The 21061-nt window shown below is 66.9% G+C and carries 20 protein-coding genes; 12 read left to right on the top strand and 8 right to left on the bottom strand.

Translation table 11 applies throughout. The features are described 5' to 3' along the window. Positions 1–54: 54 nt before the first annotated feature. Together BLS34_RS18340 and BLS34_RS18335 are read left to right on the top strand one after the other, a co-directional pair. Positions 55–468 carry a VOC family protein gene (locus BLS34_RS18340; RefSeq protein WP_028795767.1) on the top strand — a complete coding sequence of 138 codons (414 nt, stop codon included), beginning with the start codon at positions 55–57 and terminating at the stop codon, positions 466–468. Positions 469–480: 12 nt separating this feature from the next. Further along, the gene (locus BLS34_RS18335; protein WP_093152644.1) at positions 481–1677 is read left to right on the top strand and encodes a mandelate racemase/muconate lactonizing enzyme family protein; all 1197 of its coding nucleotides are present in this window, start codon (positions 481–483) and stop codon (positions 1675–1677) included. A 9-nt stretch (positions 1678–1686) separates the two neighbouring features. Here BLS34_RS18335 and BLS34_RS18330 read toward each other — a convergent pair whose 3' ends face one another. Further along, positions 1687–3342 (bottom strand): PAS domain-containing sensor histidine kinase, encoded by a 1656-nt coding sequence (locus tag BLS34_RS18330; RefSeq protein WP_175474294.1) that lies wholly within the window; start codon positions 3340–3342, stop codon positions 1687–1689. Positions 3343–3829: 487 nt separating this feature from the next. Between BLS34_RS18330 and BLS34_RS18325 the strand changes: the two genes are divergently transcribed. Further along, the gene (locus BLS34_RS18325) at positions 3830–4840 is read left to right on the top strand and encodes an alpha/beta fold hydrolase (RefSeq protein WP_093152640.1); all 1011 of its coding nucleotides are present in this window, start codon (positions 3830–3832) and stop codon (positions 4838–4840) included. 134 nt (positions 4841–4974) lie between these two features. Here the strand turns inward: BLS34_RS18325 and truA are convergent, their stop codons facing one another. From truA to def, 3 genes are read right to left on the bottom strand one after another with little or no spacing between them, the layout of a single operon-like run. Continuing rightward, the gene (gene truA / locus BLS34_RS18320) at positions 4975–5769 is read right to left on the bottom strand and encodes a tRNA pseudouridine(38-40) synthase TruA (RefSeq protein ID WP_093152638.1); all 795 of its coding nucleotides are present in this window, start codon (positions 5767–5769) and stop codon (positions 4975–4977) included. A gap of 4 nt (positions 5770–5773) precedes the next feature. Beyond that, positions 5774–6724 carry a methionyl-tRNA formyltransferase gene (gene fmt / locus BLS34_RS18315; RefSeq protein ID WP_093152635.1) on the bottom strand — a complete coding sequence of 317 codons (951 nt, stop codon included), beginning with the start codon at positions 6722–6724 and terminating at the stop codon, positions 5774–5776. 21 nt (positions 6725–6745) lie between these two features. After that, positions 6746–7273: a peptide deformylase gene (gene def, locus BLS34_RS18310; protein WP_093152633.1), complete on the bottom strand. Its 528-nt coding sequence runs from the start codon at positions 7271–7273 to the stop codon at positions 6746–6748. Positions 7274–7404: 131 nt separating this feature from the next. On the opposite strand from def, the gene BLS34_RS18305 reads away from it, so the two are divergent. Next, positions 7405–8574 carry a DNA recombination protein RmuC gene (locus BLS34_RS18305; RefSeq protein WP_093152631.1) on the top strand — a complete coding sequence of 390 codons (1170 nt, stop codon included), beginning with the start codon at positions 7405–7407 and terminating at the stop codon, positions 8572–8574. 18 nt (positions 8575–8592) lie between these two features. Here the strand turns inward: BLS34_RS18305 and BLS34_RS18300 are convergent, their stop codons facing one another. From BLS34_RS18300 to BLS34_RS18290, 3 genes are read right to left on the bottom strand one after another with little or no spacing between them, the layout of a single operon-like run. Continuing rightward, a complete protein-coding gene (locus BLS34_RS18300; RefSeq protein WP_093152629.1) occupies positions 8593–9285 on the bottom strand; it encodes a DUF4145 domain-containing protein in 693 nt (230 codons plus the stop codon). A 57-nt stretch (positions 9286–9342) separates the two neighbouring features. Then, complete coding sequence (locus BLS34_RS18295) at positions 9343–10212, bottom strand: prephenate dehydratase (RefSeq protein WP_093152627.1); 870 nt, start codon at positions 10210–10212, stop codon at positions 9343–9345. 2 nt (positions 10213–10214) lie between these two features. Next, positions 10215–10961 (bottom strand): 3-deoxy-manno-octulosonate cytidylyltransferase, encoded by a 747-nt coding sequence (locus BLS34_RS18290; RefSeq protein ID WP_093152625.1) that lies wholly within the window; start codon positions 10959–10961, stop codon positions 10215–10217. Between the two features lie 280 nt (positions 10962–11241). Here BLS34_RS18290 and BLS34_RS18285 point away from each other — a divergent pair, with 280 nt between their 5' ends. The 6 genes from BLS34_RS18285 (at position 11242) to BLS34_RS18260 (ending at position 18502) form a co-directional block, all read left to right on the top strand. Beyond that, a complete protein-coding gene (locus BLS34_RS18285; RefSeq protein ID WP_028795777.1) occupies positions 11242–11844 on the top strand; it encodes a c-type cytochrome in 603 nt (200 codons plus the stop codon). A 23-nt stretch (positions 11845–11867) separates the two neighbouring features. Continuing rightward, positions 11868–12647, top strand: a complete 780-nt coding sequence (locus BLS34_RS18280) for an inositol monophosphatase family protein (RefSeq protein WP_093152624.1) — start codon at positions 11868–11870, stop codon at positions 12645–12647. Positions 12648–12762: 115 nt separating this feature from the next. Continuing rightward, on the top strand, positions 12763–14619 hold the full coding sequence (locus tag BLS34_RS18275; protein ID WP_093152622.1) for an extracellular solute-binding protein: 1857 nt from the start codon (positions 12763–12765) through the stop codon (positions 14617–14619). A 67-nt stretch (positions 14620–14686) separates the two neighbouring features. Beyond that, positions 14687–15772, top strand: coding sequence for a microcin C ABC transporter permease YejB (locus tag BLS34_RS18270; protein WP_028795780.1), 1086 nt, complete (start codon positions 14687–14689; stop codon positions 15770–15772). Continuing rightward, entirely contained in the window at positions 15769–16845 is a 1077-nt protein-coding gene (locus BLS34_RS18265) for an ABC transporter permease (protein WP_051245059.1), read from the top strand. Before BLS34_RS18270 ends, BLS34_RS18265 begins: the two co-directional genes overlap by 4 nt. 10 nt (positions 16846–16855) lie before the next feature. Continuing rightward, positions 16856–18502, top strand: a complete 1647-nt coding sequence (locus BLS34_RS18260; protein ID WP_093152621.1) for an ABC transporter ATP-binding protein — start codon at positions 16856–16858, stop codon at positions 18500–18502. Between the two features lie 98 nt (positions 18503–18600). On the opposite strand, the gene mutY is transcribed toward BLS34_RS18260, so the two are convergent. After that, on the bottom strand, positions 18601–19677 hold the full coding sequence (gene mutY / locus BLS34_RS18255; RefSeq protein WP_093152619.1) for an A/G-specific adenine glycosylase: 1077 nt from the start codon (positions 19675–19677) through the stop codon (positions 18601–18603). An 84-nt stretch (positions 19678–19761) separates the two neighbouring features. On the opposite strand from mutY, the gene BLS34_RS18250 reads away from it, so the two are divergent. Next, on the top strand, positions 19762–20331 hold the full coding sequence (locus BLS34_RS18250; RefSeq protein WP_175474293.1) for a DUF721 domain-containing protein: 570 nt from the start codon (positions 19762–19764) through the stop codon (positions 20329–20331). A gap of 166 nt (positions 20332–20497) precedes the next feature. Further along, positions 20498–21061 carry a thioredoxin domain-containing protein gene (locus BLS34_RS18245; RefSeq protein WP_211228967.1) on the top strand — a complete coding sequence of 188 codons (564 nt, stop codon included), beginning with the start codon at positions 20498–20500 and terminating at the stop codon, positions 21059–21061.

Below are 21061 nucleotides of genomic sequence, written 5' to 3'. Positions count from 1 at the left end.
CGTGACAGGCCGTCGCCGCAGTCGTAGCCTCAAGCTCCAATTCGGGAGGTTCCCATGACCGATAGCCCCCTCGCCCTCGCCGGTCTCGACCATGTGGTGCTGCGTGCCCGCGACATCGACGCGATGCTCGGCTTCTACCGCGACGTGCTCGGCCTGAAGGTTGCCAAGCACAACGCGCCGCTCGGCCTGTGGCACCTGGATGCCGGCGGCTCGATGATCGACCTGGTGGACATCAACGGCACCCTGGGACAGGCGGGCGGCCCGGCTCCGGACGGCGCGCCCAATGTCGATCACGTGGCGATCAAGCTGGCGAGTTTCGACGAAGCCGAGATCCGCGATTACCTCGTCTCCAAGGGCGTAAGCCCCGAGGAAACCAAGGTGCGTTTCGGCGCCCGTGGCGACGGGCCGTCGATCTACATGAAAGACCCCGACGGCAACGGGGTGGAGCTGACCGGTGTGTCGGCATGAGGGAGGAAAACCGTGAAGGTCACCGGCATCGAGACCATCCGTCTGGATGAATTCCCGAACCTGCTCTGGGTTCATGTCGAAACCGATGAAGGCCTCAAGGGCCTGGGCGAGACCTTCTACGGCGCCCAGTCCGCCGAGGCGCATGTCCACGCCATCATCGCCCCCTACCTGCTGGGCCAGGATCCGCTGCAGATCGAGCGGCACCACGCCAATATGATCGGCTATGTCGGCTTCTCCGGGGCCAGCGCGGAACAGCGTGGCCGCTCCGCCGTGGACATCGCGCTTTGGGACCTCTGGGGCAAGGCCTCGGGCCAGCCGATCCACCAGCTTCTCGGCGGTTCCAGCCGCGACGACATCCGGGTGTACAACACCTGCGCCGGGTATCAGTACGTCCGCCAGAGGCCGGTCCAGGGCACCAAGAATTTCGGCATCGGCGGCGCCGAGGGTCCGTATGAGGACCTGGACGCCTTCCTGAACAACGCCGACGAGCTCGCCCACTCCCTGCTGGAGATGGGCATCGACGCCATGAAGATCTGGCCGTTCGACTACGCCGCCGAGGCCAGCCAGGGCCACTACATCTCAGCATCCGACCTGAAGAAGGGCCTGGAGCCGTTCGAGAAGATCCGCGCCGCCGTCAGCGACCGCATGGACATCATGTGCGAGCTGCACTCCATGTGGAACCGGCCCAGCGCGGTGAAGATCGCCCGGGCGCTGGAGGAGATCGAGCCGACCTGGGTCGAGGATCCGGTGTTCATGGACCACCTCGGCTCGCTCGGCGAGGTCGCCCGCGCCACGACGTCCCCCATCGCCGTCGGCGAGACCCGGGGCGGCAAGGCGGATTTCCGCTATCTGGTGGAACTCGACGCCCTGAGCGTGATCATCGCCGATCTGACCTGGTGCGGCGGGCTGACCGAGGGGCGCAAGATTTCCACCCTGTGCGACGCTTGGCACGTGCCGGTGGCGTTCCACGACTGCACCGGCCCGGTGGCGCTGACCGCCTCGACGCACCTGGCGCTGCATGCCCGCAACTGCTTCATCCAGGAGATGGTGCGGGCGTTCTATTACGGCTGGTACGGCGAACTTGTGACCCAGCTTCCGCCGGTGGAACAGGGCCGGATCCGGGCGCCGCAGGGACCGGGGCTCGGCCTGGAACTGTTGCCCGACATCACGAAGCGCCCCGATGCGCAGGTCCGCCGCAGCACCCTTTGACGCGCCGGCTCAGCTCGTCTCCGGTCCGCGGACCAGGGACAGCGGCGGATCCTTCGGCAGGTCGATCGTGCGCTCCGTCGGAAAGGTGACCGTCACCGTGGTGCCTTCGCCGACGACGCTTTCCAGATGGATCGCGCCCTTATGGGCCTCGGCCAGGTTGCGGGTGATGTAGAGGCCGAGACCGGTGCCGTCATGGCGCCGGGAATGGGCGTTCTCGAGCTGTTCGAAGGGACGGAACACGACGTCGTGCCGGTCGGCGGGGATGCCGATGCCGGTGTCGGCGATGATGATCTGGATCCGCGACCGGTCGTCCATCACCGCCCGCATCCGGACCTTGCCGCCGGCCGGCGTGAACTTGATGGCGTTGGACACCAGGTTGACGATGATCTGCTTCACCGCCCGCCGGTCCGCATGCAGGCCGTCGGCCGGATCGCCGCCCTCGACGGCAAGATCCACATCCTTGTCGTCGGCGCGGACCCGCAGCATCCGGGCGCACTCGTTCATCAGCTCACTGATGCCGAAGCCGCTTTCCTCCAGTTCCAGACGCCCGGCCTCGATGCGCGAGACGTCGAGCAGGTCGTTGATCAGCGCCAGCAGGTGGGTCCCGGATTCGTTGATGTGCTCGGCATAGCGCATGTAGGTGTCCATGGCGTCGCCGAGCACCCGGTTCCGGATCACGTCGGAGAAGCCGATGATGGCGTTCAGCGGCGTGCGCAGCTCGTGGCTCATGACCGCGAGGAACTCCATCTTCGCGCGGTTGGCGATCTCGGCATCGGCGACCGCCCGGCGCATGGCGACCTCGCGCTCCTTGGATTCGCTGATATCCAGCACCGTCTGCAGCAGCCAGCCGTCGGCGGTCCGCATCTCGCTGACCTTCAGCCAGCGCTCGCCGCGGACCATCTCGTGGCTCATCGGCGCGTGCTTGCGCATCTCGAGCCGGTTGGAGATCCACTGCTCCTCGCGTCCGATGGCGTCGGGGATGACCCCACTGTTGACCGAGGCGCGGATGTAATCCTCGAACCGCACTCCTTCGCGCAGGGTGGTCTCGGCGCCGGGGGACAGGGTCAGATAGGCGCTGTTGTAGAGCCGCAGCTGGTCGTCTCGATCCCAGAACGAGATGCCTTCCGAGCGGGCCTCGATGGCGCTGAGAAACCGGCGCTGGGTCTCCGAGGCCTCGCGCTCTGCCTCGACCAGGAGGGTGACGTCGCGGCCGACCCCACGATAGCCCAGGAACTTGCCGCCCTCGTCGAACACCGGATCGCCGTCGATCTCGACATAGCGCATCTCGCCGGTGGGAAGCTTGTAGCGCATGCGCAGATTGCGGATCGGCGCCCGCAGGCTCTGCTGCTGTTCATGGACGGCGAAGGCGAGGTGGTCCAGGGAGTCCGGCGCGATCTCCTGCCGGGTCTTGCCGATACAGGACTCCGGGCTGAGCCCCAGGACGTTCGCCACCGATTCCGACACGTAGGTGAAGCGGAACTGGTCGTCCTGCTCCCATGTCCAATCGGCGGAGACGACGATGAAGGACCGCAGCCGGGCGAGTTCCTCGGCGGACTTCCGCTGCGCGGTCGCCAGCGTTCGCAGTCTGCACCAGAGCCAGGCTGATACGGCAATTGCCCCAATCGCCACGACAGCAGCGATCCAGAAATCAATTCCGATGGTCAACCAGCATCCTCCCCAGCGCGCCGGTGGCGGCATTTGGACGGTAGGATGGTAACCGTCATGGCCGCTTGGGCCAATTGCGTCTTTCGGCCATTGGCTGATCCCGACGCTCACAGCAAGGCCTTGGCGAAGAGCTCGGCCCTCCAGTCAAGAAATACACGAACCCGCGGGGAGAGCCGCCGATTCTGCGGGTCGAGGGCGAAAAGCGGCATCACCGTCAACGACCTGGCCCCCGGCCCGGGCGCCTGCCGCGGACCTGCCCGACAAATCCTCGGGCAGGTCCGACACCATGCAAAACCCACTTCAAACGAACAATCCCGGCGGCCTATCGGGCGAAGGACTGATGCAGGCAACGGGGCCCCCGGACCGTCGGCCATGAATACCTGGCGATTTTGATGATATTTGAAAAATCACCAGGTGTTTCCCCACCTGTCGGACAAAGCGGGAACCGTGATCTAATCGCCGCTCCCGTCCGAACCCGGAGCGCCCCATGCCGGACTACGCCTATTACGACCTCGGCCCCACCGTGCTGCAGCACGGGGCGACCGTCCCCAATCTGCGCCTCGCCTACAAGACCTACGGCACCCTGGCGCCGGACCGCTCGAACCTGGTGCTCTATCCGACCTCCTACGGCGCCCAGCATTACGATACCCAATGGCTGATCGGCCCCGGTCGGGTCCTCGATCCGACCGACTGGTTCATCGTCATCCCCAACATGTTCACCAACGGGCTGTCGACCAGCCCGAGCACCCTGCCGGAACCGTTCGGGCATGGCCGCTTCCCGGTCTTCACCCATTGGGACAACATCCACGCCCAGAAGCGGCTGGTGCAGGAGGTGTTCGGGGTCGACAGCATCGCGCTGATCTACGGCTGGTCCATGGGCGGCCAGCAGGCGTTGCACTGGGGGAGCCTGTTCCCGGAGATGGTGCAGCGGATCTGCGCGACCTGCACGAGTGCGAAGACCTCGCCGCACAACAAGGTGTTCCTGGAAGGGGTGCGCGCCACCCTGACCGCCGACGCGGCCTGGGCCGGCACCCATTTCCGCGACCGGCCGGTGACCGGGCTGCGCGCCATGGGCCGGGTCTATGCCGGCTGGGCGATGAGCCAGACCTTCTACCGCGAGGAGCTGTGGCGCGGCGCAGGGTTCAGCTCCCTGGAGGACTGGCTGGTGCGGAGCTGGGAGGGCAACTTCCTGCGGCGCAGCGGCGACGACCTGCTGGCCAGCCTCGACACCTGGTACCGCTCCGACATCTCCGACAACGAGATCCACAAGGGCGACCTGGCCAAGGCGCTCGGCGCGATCACCGCCAAGAGCATCATCATGCCCTCGACCACCGACCTGTACTTCACCGCGTCGGACAGCGAGCGCGAGACGGCGCAGATGCCGAATGCCGAGTTCCGCCCCATCGTATCGGACTGGGGCCACCGCGCCGGCAACCCGAACCTGAACCCGCAAGACGAAGCGGTGCTGCGCAAGGCGGTGGCGGATCTGCTGGGGTAGGCGGTTCACCCGAAAACACGCCCCCGTCATCCCGGATCGTCCCGGGGCGAGGCCGGGACCGTAATTCAAGCATTTGCGGCAGGCTGGGTCCCGGGCAGCCCCCGGATCGGGTCCGGGGTCTCCCGGGATGACGATTATTGGGTTTGAGGTTTGTGCCCGGCCTGGGGTTTGGCTTCGATTTCGTCCGGATATCCCACGCCCGTCAGATAGAGCCCGTCCGCCGGGGCGGTCGGGCCGGCGGCGGCGCGGCGGCGGGCGGCCAGGGCTTCCGACACCCGGTCCGCGGTCCACTTGCCCTCGCCCACCAGCTTCAGGGTGCCGACCATGTTGCGCACCTGGTGGTGCAGGAAGGAGCGCGACCGGGCGATGGCGACGATCCGGTCCTCGCCCTCGCGGAAGATGTCGAGCTGGTCCAGCGTCTTCTCCGCCGACGCCGACTGGCACTGGGTCGCGCGGAAGCTGGTGAAGTCGTGATGCCCGACCAGGCGCTGGGCGGCGGCGTGCATGGCGTCCACGTCCAACGGCACGGCGACGTGCCAGACCTTGCCCTGGTGGATCGCCGGCGGCGCGCGGCGGTTCAGGATCTCGTAGCGGTAGCGCCGCTCGTTGGCCGAGAACCGGGCGTGGAAATCGTCCGCCGCCGCCTCGGCCGCCACCACGGCGATCGGCTCCGGTCGGATCAGGGCGTTGATCGCGTTCATCACCGTGCCGGCGTCGAACCGGGTGCCGGACAGCTCGATATGGGCGACCTGGCCGGTGGCGTGCACGCCCTTGTCGGTGCGCCCGGCGCCGGCGACCTCGACCCGCTCGCCGGAGAAGGCGAAGACCGCGTCCTCCAGGCATTCCTGAACGGTCGGGCCGTCGGCCTGCCGCTGCCAGCCGATATAGGGCCGGCCGTCATACTCGATCGTCAGCTTGAAACGCGGCACCGCATCACCCGGTCAGGACCGTCCCCGGAGGGATCTGGAAGCCGCGCAGGAAGGCCTGGACGTCCACCGGCCCCTTGCCCGGCCGCTGCACCCGGGTCGGTCGGAACGCCCCGTCGGCGCAGGAGATCGTAAGCTCCGGATCCAGTACCGTCCCGGGAATGTTGGAGATCGCCCCGATATCGAAGGCCTCGGCCGCCAGCACCTTGATGCGCGTGCCCTCGTGCTCGAAGAAGGCCCCGGGCCAGGGGTCGAAGGCGCGGACCAGCCGCTCCAGCTCCACCGCCGGACGGTGGAAGTCGAGCCGGCCCTCGTCGCGCTCCAGCTTCTTGGCGTAGGTGACGCCCTCCTCCGGCTGCGGCGTGCCGACCAGCGCGCCCTGGGCCAGAGCTGCGACCGCCGGGACGATCAGCTCCGCACCCAGCAGGCTGAGCTGGTCGTGCAGGCTCTGGCCCGTGGTCTCGGCCGTGATCGGCACCGACCGGCTCAGCAGCATGTCGCCGGTGTCCAGCCCCACATCCATCTGCATGATGGTGACGCCGGTCTCGGCGTCGCCGGCCAGGATCGCGCGCTGGATCGGGGCCGCCCCGCGCCAGCGCGGCAGCAGGGAGGCATGGACGTTGACGCAGCCGAGCCGCGGCGCGTCCAGGATCTCCCTGGGCAGGATCAACCCGTAGGCGGCGACCACCGCGAGGTCGAGATCCAGGGCGGCGAACGCCGCCTGTTCCTGGGGTCCGCGCAGGCTGCGCGGCGTGCGCACCGGGATGCCGAGCTCGATCGCCGCCTCGTCCACCGGGGTCAGACGCTCCTTCTGGCCGCGGCCGGCCGGGCGCGGCGGCTGGGCATGGACGCAGACCACCTCGTGGCCGGCCTCGACCAGGGCCCGCAGGCTGGGGACCGCGAAATCCGGGCTGCCCATGAAGGCGATGCGCAGGGGCGTTGTGTCCGCCGATGTCATGACGCGCGGGCCATGGCGGGCTCAGGCCGCCTCTTCGCGCGCGCGGGTCTTCTTCGCCTTGACCATCTTCTTGAGGAACATGTTCCGCTTCAACGCGGAGAGATGATCGACGAAGAGGATGCCGTCGATATGGTCGATCTCGTGCTGCAGGCAGATCGCCAGCAGGCCCTCGGCCGCCAGTTCCTGGCTGGCGCCGTCGCGGTCGAGATAGCGCACCTGCACCGCCACCGGACGTTCCACATCGGCATAGAGGTCGGGTAGCGACAGGCAGCCCTCCTCGTGCGGCGCGGTCTCGTCGGACTTCCAGACGATCTCCGGATTGGCGAGGCAGATCGGGGCGTTCGGCTCGTCCTTTTCCGACACGTCGACCACGATCACCCGCTTGGTCACGCCGACCTGCGGCGCCGCCAGCCCGATGCCCGGTGCCGCGTACATGGTGTCGAGCATGTCGTCCATCAGGGCGCGGATCTCGTCATCCACCGCCGACACCGGCGTGCACTTGGTTTTCAGAACGGGATCGGGTGCCCAGATGATCGGCCGCTTCGCCATGTCGGTATGTCCGGTCGATTCGCCAGTGTCGGAATGCGGTGGAGTTAGGGGAACTCCGCGAAATCGTCAAGAATCCGATGGCTTGCACGCGCGGCGCGCACGGCCCGGCGTCGGCGTGCTAGCGTGAGAACATGACAGGAACCGATATTCTTCTCCTCGCCCTGATCGCCGCCGTCCTCGGGGTCGCGGCCGTCCTTCTGCTGCGTCAGCGAGCCGGTAGCGGCCTGGAAGAGGTCCTGGCCGAGCGCGACCGGCGCCAGGCGGAGCTGACCGAACGGCTGTCGACCAGCCAGGAGCAGCTTTCCGGCCGCCTCGCCCAGATCGCCGAAAGCCAGTCCGCCGCCCAGGCGCGCATGGCGGAAGCGCTGCAGGTCCAGGAACGCGAGATCGCCAAGAAGCTGGAAGAACGTCTGGCCGACGTGACCAAGCGGATCGGCGAGGGGCTGGAGAAGTCGTCGAAATCCACCGAGACGACAATGGGCGACCTGAAGGAACGGCTCGCCGTCATCGACCGGGCGCAGAAGAACATCACTGAGCTGTCGACCCAGGTCGACGGGCTGCAGGCGATCCTGTCGAACAAGCAGGCCCGCGGCGCATTTGGCGAGATCCAGCTCAACGATCTGGTCACCCAGGCCCTGCCGCCCAGCGCCTACAGCTTCCAGGCGACGGTCGGCGGCAACCGCCGGGTCGACTGCCTGCTGACCCTGCCGAACCCGCCCGGCGCCATCGCCATCGACGCCAAGTTCCCGCTGGAGGCCTATCACCTGCTACAGGCGGCGGCGACCGACGAGGAACGGGTGGCCGCCCGCCGGCGTCTGGCCCAGGAGGTCGGCGTGCATGTGCGGGCGATCGCCGAGAAATACATCGTGCCGGGCGAGACCGCGGAATCGGCGCTGATGTTCCTGCCCTCGGAAGCGGTCTATGCCGAATTGCACGCCAACCTGCCCACCGTGGTCCAGGACGCCTTCCGCCGCCGGGTCTGGATCGTCTCGCCGACGACGCTGATGGCGACGCTGAACACGGTGCGCGCGGTGCTGAAGGACGCCTCCATGCGCGAGCAGGCGCATGTGATTCAGGCGGAGGTCGGCCGATTGCTGGACGACATCGTCCGGCTTGATGACCGGGTGAGCAAACTCGACCGGCATTTCAATCAGGCGACTGACGACATCCGCCAGATCCGCATCTCGACCGACAAGGTCACCAAGCGCAGCGAGCGGATTCAGGAAATCGAGCTGGAGCAACCGAGCGCAATTACGGACGCAGCACCGACCCCGCCGAGGCTGGCGGCGGTGGAGGACTGAAACTAAAGTCGAGACTAACTAGCTTTTACGCTTCTCTGGCCTTTTTGGAGTAGTAAAACTTAATCGCTCACCGGATTCTGGAAGCAAATAAACGCTTTCAACTATGTTCTCCACAATCGAAAAAACATCATTAATCGATTCTAAACCCGGGGTATAACCACGATGAATCGCAGCGCTGCCAACATCTAAAGCGCTTAGAATCGTGGACTCTAAGTTTTTCGCCAAGAAACCGGCATTTACTAATTCGTTCACATTTTTTTTGAAACTTCCCATATCTTCACATTTTTCTATAGCAATGTACTCAAGAGCAGCCCGCCCGCCCATTGCAGCAAGCCTCACGGCACCAATGCTTAAAGCCATATATGATTCCCTCAACATTGAAGCAAGAGAAACATCAATAAGATCAATCCATTCCGGTACTCTTCTTGCAATATTTCTGGGTGGATAATTTTCCTGAACATATGGACTATCGAAGGGGTGCTCCGAATTGCTGCACCAAATAAGATCCTCGGGGCTAATATCAATCTTCAAAAAATGAATATCTTTGCACCCAAGACATTCGACCACATAATAAATTAATCTACGAGAAGCATCTCTACCTCGTGGATCCGTGCCTGAAACCACGGTCTCATGAGAAGCCGCAATATGATGATAAGTGTCAGAACGGCATCTATTACACCAACACTTTACCGCATCATCCGGCCTAGCCATAGACACTTCCTCCGCCACAAACCACCGAACAAGTTACTGATTAGGCGGATCCGGCTCTCAATCCCCCTCGGGCCGGGGCGCGCTGGCGCGGAACGGGCTCATCGGATAGGTGCCCAGGATCCGCACGGCGTCCGGCGGGCAGAAGAACTTCAGCTCCTCCAGGGCCAGGGCCATGTTCCGCTCGTCGGGATGGCCCTCGGCATCGACATAGAACTGGGCCGCCTCGAACGAGCCGCCGACCAGATAGCTTTCCAGCTTGGTCAGGTTGATGCCATTGGTGGCGAAACCGCCCAGCGCCTTGTACAGGGCCGCCGGCACGCTGCGGACCCGGAAGACGATGGTGGTCACCACCTTGTCGGTGGTCACCGGCGGCAGCTTGGGCGCGCGGGACATCACCAGGAAGCGGGTGGTGTTATGCTCAAAATCCTCCACCGAGTCGGCCAGGATCTCCAGCCCGTAGACCTCGGCCGCCAGCGACGAGGCAATGGCGGCGATCGACGGGTCGTTCCACTCGGCCACATCCCGCGCCGCGCCCGCGTTGTCGGCGTGCTGCATGCGCTTCAGGCCATATTGCTGGATCAGCTTGCGGCACTGGGCCAGCCCCTGCGGGTGGGCGTGGACTTCCTTCAACCCCGCCAGGGTCGCGCCCTTGAGGCCCAGCAGCATGTGGTTCACCCGCTGGAAATGCTCGCCGATGATGAACAGGCCGGACTCGGGCAGCAGGTGGTGGATGTCGGCGACCCGGCCGGCCACCGAGTTCTCCACCGGCACCATGGCGAGGTCGGCCGTGCCGTCCTGCACCGCCGACAGCATGTCCTCGAAGCTGTAGCAGGGCATCGGCTCGTGGTCCGGGGCCGCCGCCACGCAGGCGAGGTGGGAATAGGCGCCCGGCTGCCCCTGATAGGCGACTTTCGGCTGGTCGGTCATCGTTACTCTCCGGAAGGGGCAAGCAGGGCTCGGGCCTGGTCGAGCTGGCGCTGGGTGTCGACGCCAAGGGGGATGGTCTCCACCCGCGCCACTTCGATGCGCATACCGGCCTCCAGGGCGCGGAGCTGCTCCAGGCGCTCGCGGATCTCCAGCGGCGACGGCGGCAGGGTCACGAAACGGTCGAGCGCGGCGCGGCGGTAGCTGTACAGGCCGATATGGTGGAACACCTCGCCCTCGCCCCAGGGCACCGGGTGCTTGGAGAAATACAGCGCGCGGCCGAACAGTCCGTCCGGCTCCCAGGCGGTGGCGACCTTGTTGACGCCGCTGGCCGGGTCGAGATCGTCGGCCTCGGTGATGGCGCAGGCAGCGGTGCCCCAGTCGGCGTCCGGCATCCGGGTCAGCGCCTCGATGGTGGCGCGCACAGTCTTGGCCTCCAACACCGGCAGGTCGCCCTGAATGTTGACGATCACGTCGTGGGTGCGGTCCGGATCGATGATGCCGAGCGCCTGGTGGATGCGGTCGGTGCCCGAGGGCAGGGCCGGATCGGTCATCACCGCCCGGCCGCCGGCCGCTTCCACGGCATCGGCGATCGCCCGGTCGCCGGCGGCGACGACGACGGGACCGGCATCGGCCTCCTGGGCCCGGCGCAGCACCTGGACGATCATGGGAACGCCGTGAATGTCGGCCAGCGGCTTGTTCGGCAGGCGGGACGAGGCCAAGCGGGCGGGGATCATGAGAATCGGATTCATGCCGGCCAAAGGCTCCTGTTCTGCAGGCCCGGGAAAGCCCCGGACACGCGTTTGCGGCGATATGCCACGCGAGCTTGCGGTGATACGCCGATCGCGCGGAGTTGCGCAAGCGCGCGGGGATAAGGTAAGTCGTGTTCCGCGTGACCCGGCTGAGGCCGAAACGTCGGCCCCATGGTCGACAGTTTCGGCGCCCGCCACTATGGTTACGCGCACAAGTTTTCGCGGGGCCCGGCACGGCAGTGACGCAGGCCCGGGTGGGATACGAAGAGGGCTGAACACCATGGCGACGTCGCTCGAAGGCAACAAGATCATCGCAGGCATCCTGTGCGCGGGACTGCTGGCGATGGCGACCGGAAAGATCGCGGACGCGCTGGTCCATCCGAACACCCTGGAAGAGAACGCCTTCAAGGTCGAGGTCGCCGAGGGCGCCTCGTCTCAGACGGCGGCCCCGGCCGGCCCCGAGCCGGTCGAGCCGATCGTCGGCATGCTGGCCAGCGCCGACGTCGCCGCGGGCGAGAGCCTGACGAAGAAGTGCGCGGCCTGCCACACCTTCGAGAACGGCGGCGCCAACAAGGTCGGTCCGAACCTCTACGGCGTGGTGATGGCCGACAAGGCTCACCGCGACGACTACTCCTATTCCGACGCCATGGAGAACTTCTCCGACCCGGCGGTCTGGACCTATTCCTCGCTGAACAAGTTCCTGCACAAGCCGAAGGACTACATGCCCGGCACCAAGATGAACTTCGCCGGGTTCAAGAAGGCCTCGGAGCGGGCCGACGTGATCGCCTATCTGCGCAGCATGGCCGACTCCCCGGCGGCACTGCCGTCCGACGAGGAGATCCAGAAGGCCGAGGAAGAGTTCAAGGCGGCGTCGGGCGGCTGATCCCGACTTCCGCGGGTCCGACCATGAGCGGGTTCACCCTCGAGGCGGCGGCGGATTTCGCCGCCGAGCTGGCCGACGCGGCCCGGCCGATCATCCGTGACTATTTCCGTACCGGCGTCGTCGTGGACATCAAGGCCGACGACAGCCCGGTGACCATCGCCGACCGCAGCGTCGAGAAGGCCCTGCGCGCGCTGATCGAGGACCGCTTCCCCGATCACGGCATCGCCGGCGAGGAGTTCGGCCCGAAGAATCTGGACGCCGAATACGTCTGGTCGCTCGACCCGATCGACGGCACCAAGGCCTTCATCACCGGCCGGCCGACCTTCGGCACCCTGATCGGCCTGCTGCGCCGGGGCGAGCCGGTGCTCGGCGTGATCGACTGTCCGATCCTCGACGAGCGCTGGATCGGCGGACCGGAGGTCGCCACCACGCTGAACGGCGGCGGACTGATGAAGCCGGTCCACAAGCCGCTGGACAAGGCGATCCTGACCGCCACCTCGCCGGACATGTTCAGCGCCGTCGAAGCCCCCCGCTTCGCCGCGCTGAAGGAGGCCTGCGGGCTGACCCTGTTCAGCGGCGACTGTCATAATTTCGGCCTGCTGGCGCTCGGCACCATCGATCTCGTGGTCGAGGCCAGCCTCAGCGACTACGACTATCTCGCCCCCGCCGCCGTGGTGACCGGCGCCGGCGGCCTGCTGACCGACTGGACCGGCGCCCCGGTCACGCTCGGCTCCACGTCGCGCATCGTCGCGGCCCGCGATCCGGCCCTGCACGCCGCCGCCGTCGCCATCCTCTCCGCCTGATCGGCCCGACAATCGAAACGCGGGCGCTCGACTTTATCCGTCGAGCTGCCATGTTTCCGCCAAGAGCTTGATGTTAATGATGGGTGACGCACTGCCCATCGGGAGAGCCAGATTGATGACGATTGCCCGTTTCGCCGCCATCCCCTTGGCTATCCTTGCCGCCCTCGCCGGACCGTCGGCACCTCCGGCCGCGGCACAGGACTACACCGCCGCGCCGCGCCACGGCATCGCGATCCATGGCGATCTCAAATACGGGCCGGACTTCGAACATCTGGACTACGTCAATCCCGACGCGCCGCGCGGCGGCCTGCTGACGATGGAATCGAGCGGCACGTTCGACAGCTTCAACCCGTTCATCATCCGCGGCACCCCGGCGGCCGGCATCGGCCTGATCTACGACACCCTGCTGGAAGCGACCTTCGACGAGGCCTCCAGCGAATACGCCCGGCTCGCCGAGAGCGTGGAGATGCCCGAGGACCGGAGCTGGGTGGCGTTCAACCTGAACCCGGCGGCCAGATGGCATGACGGCGAACCGGTGACCGCCGAGGACGTGGTCTGGACCTTCACCATGCTGGTCGAGAAGGGGGCGCCGTTCTACGCCGCCTATTACGGCGACGTCGAAGCCGTCGAGGCGGTGTCCGAGCGCCGGGTGCTGTTCAGGTTCAAGGACGGCGTGGTCAACCGCGAGCTGCCGGTCATTCTCGGCCAACTCTACGTCCTGCCGAAGCACTGGTGGGCCGACCGGGACTTCTCCGCCCCGCTCAGCGAGGCGCCGCTCGGCTCCGGGCCGTACAAGGTGGCGGATTTCGAGTTCGGCCGGTCGGAGACCTACGAGCGGGTGGAGGACTATTGGGGCGACGGCGTCCCGGTGATGGTCGGCCGCTATAATTGGGGCACAGTGCGCTACGAGTATTTCCGCGACCGCGACGTCGCCACCGAGGCGTTCAAGGCCGGCGCCTTCGACTTCCGCCAGGAGAACTCCTCCAAGCGCTGGGCCACCGCCTACGACTTCCCGGCCCGCGACGCCGGCATGGTGGTCAAGGAGGAGTTGCCGCACGAGCGCGGCTCCGGAATGCAGGGATTCGTGATGAACATCCGCCGGCCGGTCTTCGCCGACCGGGCCGTGCGCCACGCGGTCAACCTCGCCTTCGATTTCGAGTGGACCAACAAGGCGCTGCTCTACGACGCCTATACCCGGACCGAGAGCTATTTCGCCAATACGGACCTCGCGTCCTCCGGCCTGCCGAGCGAGGCGGAGCTCGAGCTGCTGGAGCCCCTGCGCGACCAGATCCCTCCGGAGGTCTTCACCGAGGAGTTCCACATCCCGGCGACCGACGGGTCGGGCAACAACCGGGGGAACCTGCGCGAGGGTCTGGAAATTTTGCGCGAGGCCGGCTGGAGCCTCCAGGACGGGGTGATGAAGAACGCGGACGGCACCGCGCTCGAGTTCGAGATCCTGCTGGGCAGCGCGGCCTCCGAGCGTTTCACCCTGCCGTTCGCCAAGAACCTGGAGCGCCTGGGGATCAAGGCCACCGTGCGGACGGTCGATCCGGTGCAGTACCAGAACCGGCTGCGCGACTTCGACTTCGACATGACCATCGGCGTGTTCCCGCAGTCGCTGTCGCCGGGCAACGAGCAGGTCGATTTCTGGGGCTCGTCGCGCGCCAGCCAGCCGGGCTCACGCAATATCATCGGCATCGCCGACCCGGCGGTGGACGCGCTGGTGCGCCAGGTGGTGACGGCCAAGGACCGCGACGCCCTGATCACCGCGACCCGGGCGCTCGATCGGGTGCTGCTGTGGAACTACTACCTGGTGCCGCATTTCCACAGCCGCACCGACAAGATCGTCTACTGGAACCGGTTCGGCCGGCCGGACACAAAGCCGACGCTCACCACCGGCTTCACCGATACCTGGTGGGTGGATCCCGAGAAGGACGCGGCGGTGCGCAAATGGAAGCGCAATGCCAACTGAGCCCGGCCAACCGAGCCCGGCCAACCGACCCCGGCCGACTGACCCCGGTCCCTGACGGAGCCCCGCCGTGACCGCCTACATATTCCGGCGCCTGCTGCTGATGATCCCGACCCTGTTCGCGATCATGGTGCTGAACTTCGTGATCGTTCAGTTCGCGCCCGGCGGACCGATCGATCAGGTCATCGCCCAGATGCAGGGACTGAACACCGACGCCACGGCCCGGGTGTCCGGCACGAACAGCGGCGACACCGCCCAGTCCTCCGGCGACAGCACCAGCCGCGGCGCACGCGGCGTCGATCCCGAACTGATCGAGCGTCTGGAACGGCAGTTCGGCTTCGACAAGCCGCTGCACGAGCGCTTCATCCAGATGCTGGTGAGCTACGCGACCTTCGATTTCGGCGAGAGCTTCTTCAAGAGCGGATCGGTGATCGAGCTGATCCTGGACAAGATGCCGGTCTCGATCTCCCTGGGGCTGTGGACCACCCTGCTGGTTTATCTGATCTCCATCCCGCTGGGGGTGCGCAAGGCGGTGCGCGACGGCACACCGTTCGACGTCTGGACCAGCGGCGTAGTGATCGTCGGCTACGCCATCCCCGGCTTCCTGTTCGCCGTGCTGCTCGTCGTGCTGTTCGCCGGCGGCAGCTACTTCCAGTGGTTTCCCCTGCGGGGCCTGGTGTCCGACAACTGGGCGCAGCTATCGCTGTGGGGCAAGGCCGTCGACTACGCCTGGCACATGGTGCTGCCGGTCACCGCCATGGTGGTCGGCGGCTTCGCCAGCCTGACCATGCTCACCAAGAACTCCTTTCTGGAGGAGATCAACAAGCAGTACGTCATGACGGCCAAGGCCAAGGGCCTGTCGGAACGGGCGGTGCTCTACGGTCATGTGTTCCGCAACGCCATGCTGATCGTGATCGCCGGCTTCCCGTCGGCCTTCGTCAGCATCCTGTTCACCGGCGCGCTGTTCATCGAGATCATCTTCTCGCTCGACGGACTCGGCCTGCTCGGCTTCGAGGCCGCACTCAGCCGCGACTATCCGCTGATGTTCGCCACCGTCTACATCTTCACCCTGCTCGGCCTGCTGCTGAACCTGCTCGGCGACCTGATGTACGTGATCATCGATCCCCGCATCGATTTCGAGGCGAGGGCGGCATGAGCGCAGCGGAGGAGACGGCGCGTCCGATACCCCGGGTCCTGGGCCTCAGGGTCTCGCCGCTGAACCGGCGGCGCTGGGAGAACTTCCGGCGCAACGGGCGGGGGTTCTGGAGCCTCTGGATCTTCCTGGTCCTGTTCGTCCTCAGCCTGTTCGCCGAGGTGATCGCCAACGACAAGCCGGTGCTCGTGGCCTATGACGGCGGCCTCTACGTGCCGATCTTCGCCGAATATCCCGAGACCACCTTCGGCGGCGATTTCCCGACCGAGGCGGAATACCGCGACCCCTTCGTCGCCGAGCTGATCAACGAGAAGGGGTTCATGGTCTGGCCGGTGATCCCCTTCGCCTACGACACGGTGGACCTCGATCTCGGCAGTTCGGCCCCGACCCCGCCGGACGCCCGGCACTGGCTCGGCACCGACGACCAGGCCCGCGACGTGGTCGCCCGGGTGATCTACGGCTTCCGCATCTCGGTGCTGTTCGGCGTGGCGCTGACGATCTGCGCCTCGGTGATCGGCATCGCCGCCGGCGCGGTCCAGGGCTTCTACGGCGGCTGGATCGACCTGCTGTTCCAGCGCTTCATCGAGATCTGGGGCGGCATGCCCTTCATCTACATCCTGATCATCCTGTCGGCGCTGATCGTGCCCGGGTTCTGGACCCTGCTGTTCCTGCTGCTGCTGTTCCAGTGGACCAGTCTGGTAGGGGTGGTCCGCGCGGAGTTCCTGCGCGCCCGCAATTTCGACTTCGTGCGCGCCGCCCGCGCGCTCGGGGTCAGCGACCGGGTGATCATGGTGCGCCACGTGCTGCCCAACGCCATGGTCGCCACCCTGACCTTCCTGCCGTTCATCCTGAACGGATCGATCACCGCGCTGACCGGCCTCGACTTCCTGGGATTCGGCCTGCCGCCCGGCTCGCCGTCCCTGGGCGAGCTGCTGAGCCAGGGCAAGAACAACTTCCAGGCGCCGTGGCTCGGCCTCACCGCCTTCTTCACGCTGGCCGTCATGCTCAGCCTGCTGATCTTCGTCGGCGAGGCGGTGCGCGACGCCTTCGACCCGCGAAAGACCTTCACCTCATGAGCGCGGCCCCATGAACCAGACGGCCGACACCCCGATCCTGCAGGTCCGCGACCTGTCGGTCAGCTTCGGGCGCAACGCGCCGGCCGTGCGCGGCGTCTCGTTCGAGATCGCCAAGGGCGAGACCCTGGCGATCGTCGGCGAGTCCGGCTCCGGCAAGTCGGTCACGGCGCTGTCGACGGTCCGGCTGCTGCCCTATCCGCTCGCCCATCACGGCGAGGCCTCCAGCGTCACCTGGAAGGGCGAGGAGCTGATGGGCGCGGACGAGCGCACCCTGATGCGGATCCGCGGCAACGAGATCGCCATGATCTTCCAGGAGCCCATGACCTCGCTGAACCCGCTGCACACGGTGGAAAAGCAGATCGGCGAGATCCTGGAGCTGCACAAGGGCCTGAAGGGCGACGCGGCCCGCGCGCGGATTCTCGAACTGCTGGATCTGGTCGGCATCAAGGATCCGGAAAGCCGGCTCCCCTCCTATCCGCACCAGCTTTCCGGCGGACAGCGCCAGCGGGTAATGATCGCCATGGCGCTGGCCAACGAGCCGGACCTGCTGATCGCCGACGAGCCGACCACGGCACTGGACGTCACCATCCAGGCGCAGATCCTGGCCCTGCTCGACCGGCTGCGCCGGGAACTCGGCATGGCGGTGCTGCTGATCACCCACGACCTGGGCATCGTGCGCAAGGTGGCCGACCGGGTCTGCGTGATGACCGACGGCGAGATCGTCGAACACGGCACGGCCGAGCGGGTCTTCACCGACCCCCAGCATCCCTATACCCGGAAACTGCTGGCGGCCGAACCCAAGGGCGCGCCCGAGCCCGTCGCGGAGCGGGCGAAGACCGTGCTCCAGGCCTCCGACGTGCGGGTCTGGTTCCCGATCCAGCGCGGCTTCCTGAAACGCACGGTCGGCCACGTGAAGGCGGTGGACGGCGTCACCGTCGGCGTGAAGCAGGGCGAGACCGTCGGGATCGTCGGCGAATCCGGCTCCGGCAAGACCACCCTGGCCATGGCGATCCTCCGGCTGACGGCCTGCACCGGCCGGATCACCTTCCTCGGCCGCGAGGTCCAGGGCATGGGCAAGCGCGAGCTGCGCGCCCTGCGCCGGGACATGCAGATCGTCTTCCAGGATCCCTATGGCAGCCTGTCGCCGCGGCTCTCCATCGCCGAGATCGTCGGCGAGGGGATGGGCGTGCACGACCTCTCCGAACTCGGCCTGAAGAGCGAGGAGGACAGGGATCGGCGGATCGACGAGGTGCTGCGCGAAGTCGGGCTCGACCCCGCCCTGCGCGACCGCTATCCGCACGAGTTCTCCGGCGGCCAGCGCCAGCGCATCTCCATCGCCCGCGCCATGGTGCTGCGCCCGAAGCTGGTGGTGCTGGACGAGCCGACCTCGGCCCTCGACATGAGCGTGCAGGCGCAGATCGTCGAGCTGCTGCGCGACCTGCAGGAGAAGCACGGGCTGGCCTATCTGTTCATCAGCCACGACCTGAAGGTGGTGCGCGCCATGTCGCACCGGGTCTATGTGATGCGCGACGGCAAGGTGGTCGAGCACGGCCCCACCGACCAGGTGATGGACGCCCCCAAGCGCGACTACACCAAGGCGCTGATGGCCGCCGCCTTCGAGCTGGAGGCGCACGAGGACGGGGCGGTCCGGACCTAGAGCAGATCGCGATCAGATGGAATCATCTGCTCGCGTGACTCTGCTCTATCTTCAATAGAGTGCGAGCCTTTCCAGATCACGGGTGATCGGGAAAGGCACTAGGTCAGATGCCCCATCGCGTGGCGCACGACCTTGGCCATGACGGTGGGCAGGGCCGCCTCGCCCAGCCGGTCGACCGGCCACCAGCGGGCATCCGCGACCTGCGGCCCGGTCTCGACCCGGCCGGCCAGCACCGTCAGCTCCAGATGGAAATGGGTGAAGGTGTGCCGCACCATCCCCGGCAGTTGCCGCCACGTCACGCCGGACAGCGGGGCATGGTCCGACACCGCCACGGTCTCCGCCCCCTCGATCCAGGGAGAGGAGGGCACCTCCTGCATCCCGCCGAGCAGCCCGCTTTCCACCCGGCGGCGCAGCAGGATCGCGCCATCGGCATCGACCAGGAAGAAACAGGTGCCGCGCCGGGTCGGCTTGGCCTTCTTCGGGGTCTTGGCCGGCAGGTCTTCCGCCACGCCCTCCACCCGTGCGGCGCAGGCGTCCGACCAGGGACAGGTCAGGCATTTCGGCTTGCGCGGGGTGCAGACGGTGGCCCCCAGATCCATGATCGCCTGGGCATAGTCGCCGGCCCGCTCCGTCGGGGTGATCTGCGCCGCCAGCGCCTTCAGCTTGGGCTTGGCGCCGGGCAGCGGGTCGGTGACCAGGCGCAGGCGGGCGATCACCCGCTCCACATTGCCGTCCAGGATCGTCGCCGGCCGGCCGAAGGCGATGGCGGCGACTGCGGCGGCAGTGTAGTCGCCGACCCCCGGCAGGGTCTTCAGCCCCGTCTCGGTGTCGGGAAATCGGCCCCCGTGTTCCATGGCCACCACGCCGGCGCAGCGGTGCAGGTTGCGCGCCCGGGCGTAGTAGCCGAGCCCGGCCCATTCGGTCAGCACCTCGTCCAGATCGGCCGCCGCGAGCGCCTTGACCGACGGCCATCGCGATGTGAAGCGTTGGAAATAGGGACCGACCGTCGCCACCGTGGTCTGCTGCAGCATGATCTCGCTGAGCCAGACCCGGTACGGGTCGGCCAGTTCGCCCGGCTCGGCCCGCCACGGCAGGCGGCGGCGGTGCCGGTCGTACCAGGCGAGCAGGCGGCGGGCGAGGTCGGGCGAGGAGATCTGAGCGGCGGTGCGTGTCATCGCCGGAGAAGATAGCGTGTGACGGCGACCGCGCCATATGTATGGATGACGCGTGCAGAAATCGCGCCGGACAGGAGGGTCGCGATGGCGAACGACAAGACGGCGCCGGACAAAGCCGCGCCGGACAACACCGCGCCGAACAAGACGGACGGAGCGGCGAAGGTGCGCCGCGGCGGCCTGCGCGCCCTGTCCTATCTGGCGCCGGGCCTGACCGATCCGCTGTTCCGCAAGCGCGGCTTCGTGGAGGGACGGATTCCGCGCGACTGGGCGCAGATCGTCGGGGCCGACCTGGCCCGGTGCTGCGCCCCCGAGTCGCTCAACTTTCCGCGCGGCAGGCGCGAGGGCGCCACATTGAAGATCGTCGCCCTGCCCGGCAGCGCGTTGGAAATCCAGCACCTGGCACCACAGATCATCGAGCGGGTGAACGGACATTTCGGCTGGGCCGCGGTGGCGCGGATGACCATCCGGCAGGGGCTGCTGCCGAAGCCGCCGAAATCGCGGCGCCCGGCCTTGCGCCCCCTGGCGGAACGCGAGAAAACCGCCATCCTGGATCGGGTGGTCGGCGTGCACGATCCGGAACTGCGGGACCGGCTGCGGGCCCTGGGCGAGGCGGTGAGCGCCCGCGCCCCGGCCGGACCGGCCGACGGGACGTGAAGGAGGGCCGGAAAATGGCCGCAATCCAACCCTAATCGGGAAACTTGCCGCGTCGAGGGGACTCGGCGTATTGTCATCAACATCTGGTGTCCGGGAGCGGAACATGCATCGCAGAACACTAAATCTTGGGATACTTGGTCTGGCTGGGGGTCTGGTCGGGACGGCGATGGTCCCGTCGTTCGCCCACGCGGCGGTCGAGGTGGATCTGGACGCGGCGTCGCAGCCGCGGGTGCTCGGCGATCCCGACGCACCGCTGACCATGATCGAGTATTCCTCGCTCACCTGTCCGCATTGCGCGACGTTCCATGCCAAGAGCTACAAGCCGATCGTCGAGACCTATGTCGACACCGGCAAGCTGAAGTTCGAGATGCGCGATTTCCCGCTCGACCAGTACGCCCTGCGCGCCTCCGCCATGGCCCGGGCGATCGACGGTAAGCCGTATTTCGCTCTGATCGACATGCTGTTCAAGCAGCAGTCGTCCTGGACCCGGGCGGAGAACCCGATCGACGCGCTGAAGAAGATCGGCCGGCTCGCCGGCATCTCCGCGGAGACGGCGGACGCCTACATGACCGACGACGCCCTGCTCGATTCGATCCTGAACGGCCGGATCGCCGCGCAGAAGACCTACGACGTCAACTCCACGCCGACCTTCGTGATCGGCGACGAGGTGATCCGCGGCGCGGAGCCCTTCGAGACCTTCCAGACGGTGATCGAGGGCAAGCTGGCCTAA

The organism is Thalassobaculum litoreum DSM 18839 (genome assembly GCF_900102465.1).
Lineage (GTDB): Bacteria > Pseudomonadota > Alphaproteobacteria > Thalassobaculales > Thalassobaculaceae > Thalassobaculum > Thalassobaculum litoreum.
Note: the sequence above shows the minus strand (reverse complement) of the source record. Positions and strands in the feature narration are given on the sequence as shown.

Bases quoted from the DNA above. Each gene is read 5' to 3' on its own strand.
- BLS34_RS18340 (WP_028795767.1), top strand. From the start codon at position 55: ATGACCGATAGCCCCCTCGCCCTCGCCGGTCTCGACCATGTGGTGCTG.
- BLS34_RS18325 (WP_093152640.1), top strand. From the start codon at position 3,830: ATGCCGGACTACGCCTATTACGACCTCGGCCCCACCGTGCTGCAGCAC.
- fmt (WP_093152635.1), bottom strand. From the start codon at position 6,724: ATGACATCGGCGGACACAACGCCCCTGCGCATCGCCTTCATGGGCAGC.
- def (WP_093152633.1), bottom strand. From the start codon at position 7,273: ATGGCGAAGCGGCCGATCATCTGGGCACCCGATCCCGTTCTGAAAACC.
- BLS34_RS18305 (WP_093152631.1), top strand. From the start codon at position 7,405: ATGACAGGAACCGATATTCTTCTCCTCGCCCTGATCGCCGCCGTCCTC.
- BLS34_RS18300 (WP_093152629.1), bottom strand. From the start codon at position 9,285: ATGGCTAGGCCGGATGATGCGGTAAAGTGTTGGTGTAATAGATGCCGT.
- BLS34_RS18295 (WP_093152627.1), bottom strand. From the start codon at position 10,212: ATGACCGACCAGCCGAAAGTCGCCTATCAGGGGCAGCCGGGCGCCTAT.
- BLS34_RS18290 (WP_093152625.1), bottom strand. From the start codon at position 10,961: ATGAATCCGATTCTCATGATCCCCGCCCGCTTGGCCTCGTCCCGCCTG.
- BLS34_RS18285 (WP_028795777.1), top strand. From the start codon at position 11,242: ATGGCGACGTCGCTCGAAGGCAACAAGATCATCGCAGGCATCCTGTGC.
- BLS34_RS18280 (WP_093152624.1), top strand. From the start codon at position 11,868: ATGAGCGGGTTCACCCTCGAGGCGGCGGCGGATTTCGCCGCCGAGCTG.
- BLS34_RS18275 (WP_093152622.1), top strand. From the start codon at position 12,763: ATGACGATTGCCCGTTTCGCCGCCATCCCCTTGGCTATCCTTGCCGCC.
- BLS34_RS18265 (WP_051245059.1), top strand. From the start codon at position 15,769: ATGAGCGCAGCGGAGGAGACGGCGCGTCCGATACCCCGGGTCCTGGGC.
- BLS34_RS18260 (WP_093152621.1), top strand. From the start codon at position 16,856: ATGAACCAGACGGCCGACACCCCGATCCTGCAGGTCCGCGACCTGTCG.
- mutY (WP_093152619.1), bottom strand. From the start codon at position 19,677: ATGACACGCACCGCCGCTCAGATCTCCTCGCCCGACCTCGCCCGCCGC.
- BLS34_RS18250 (WP_175474293.1), top strand. From the start codon at position 19,762: ATGGCGAACGACAAGACGGCGCCGGACAAAGCCGCGCCGGACAACACC.
- BLS34_RS18245 (WP_211228967.1), top strand. From the start codon at position 20,498: ATGGTCCCGTCGTTCGCCCACGCGGCGGTCGAGGTGGATCTGGACGCG.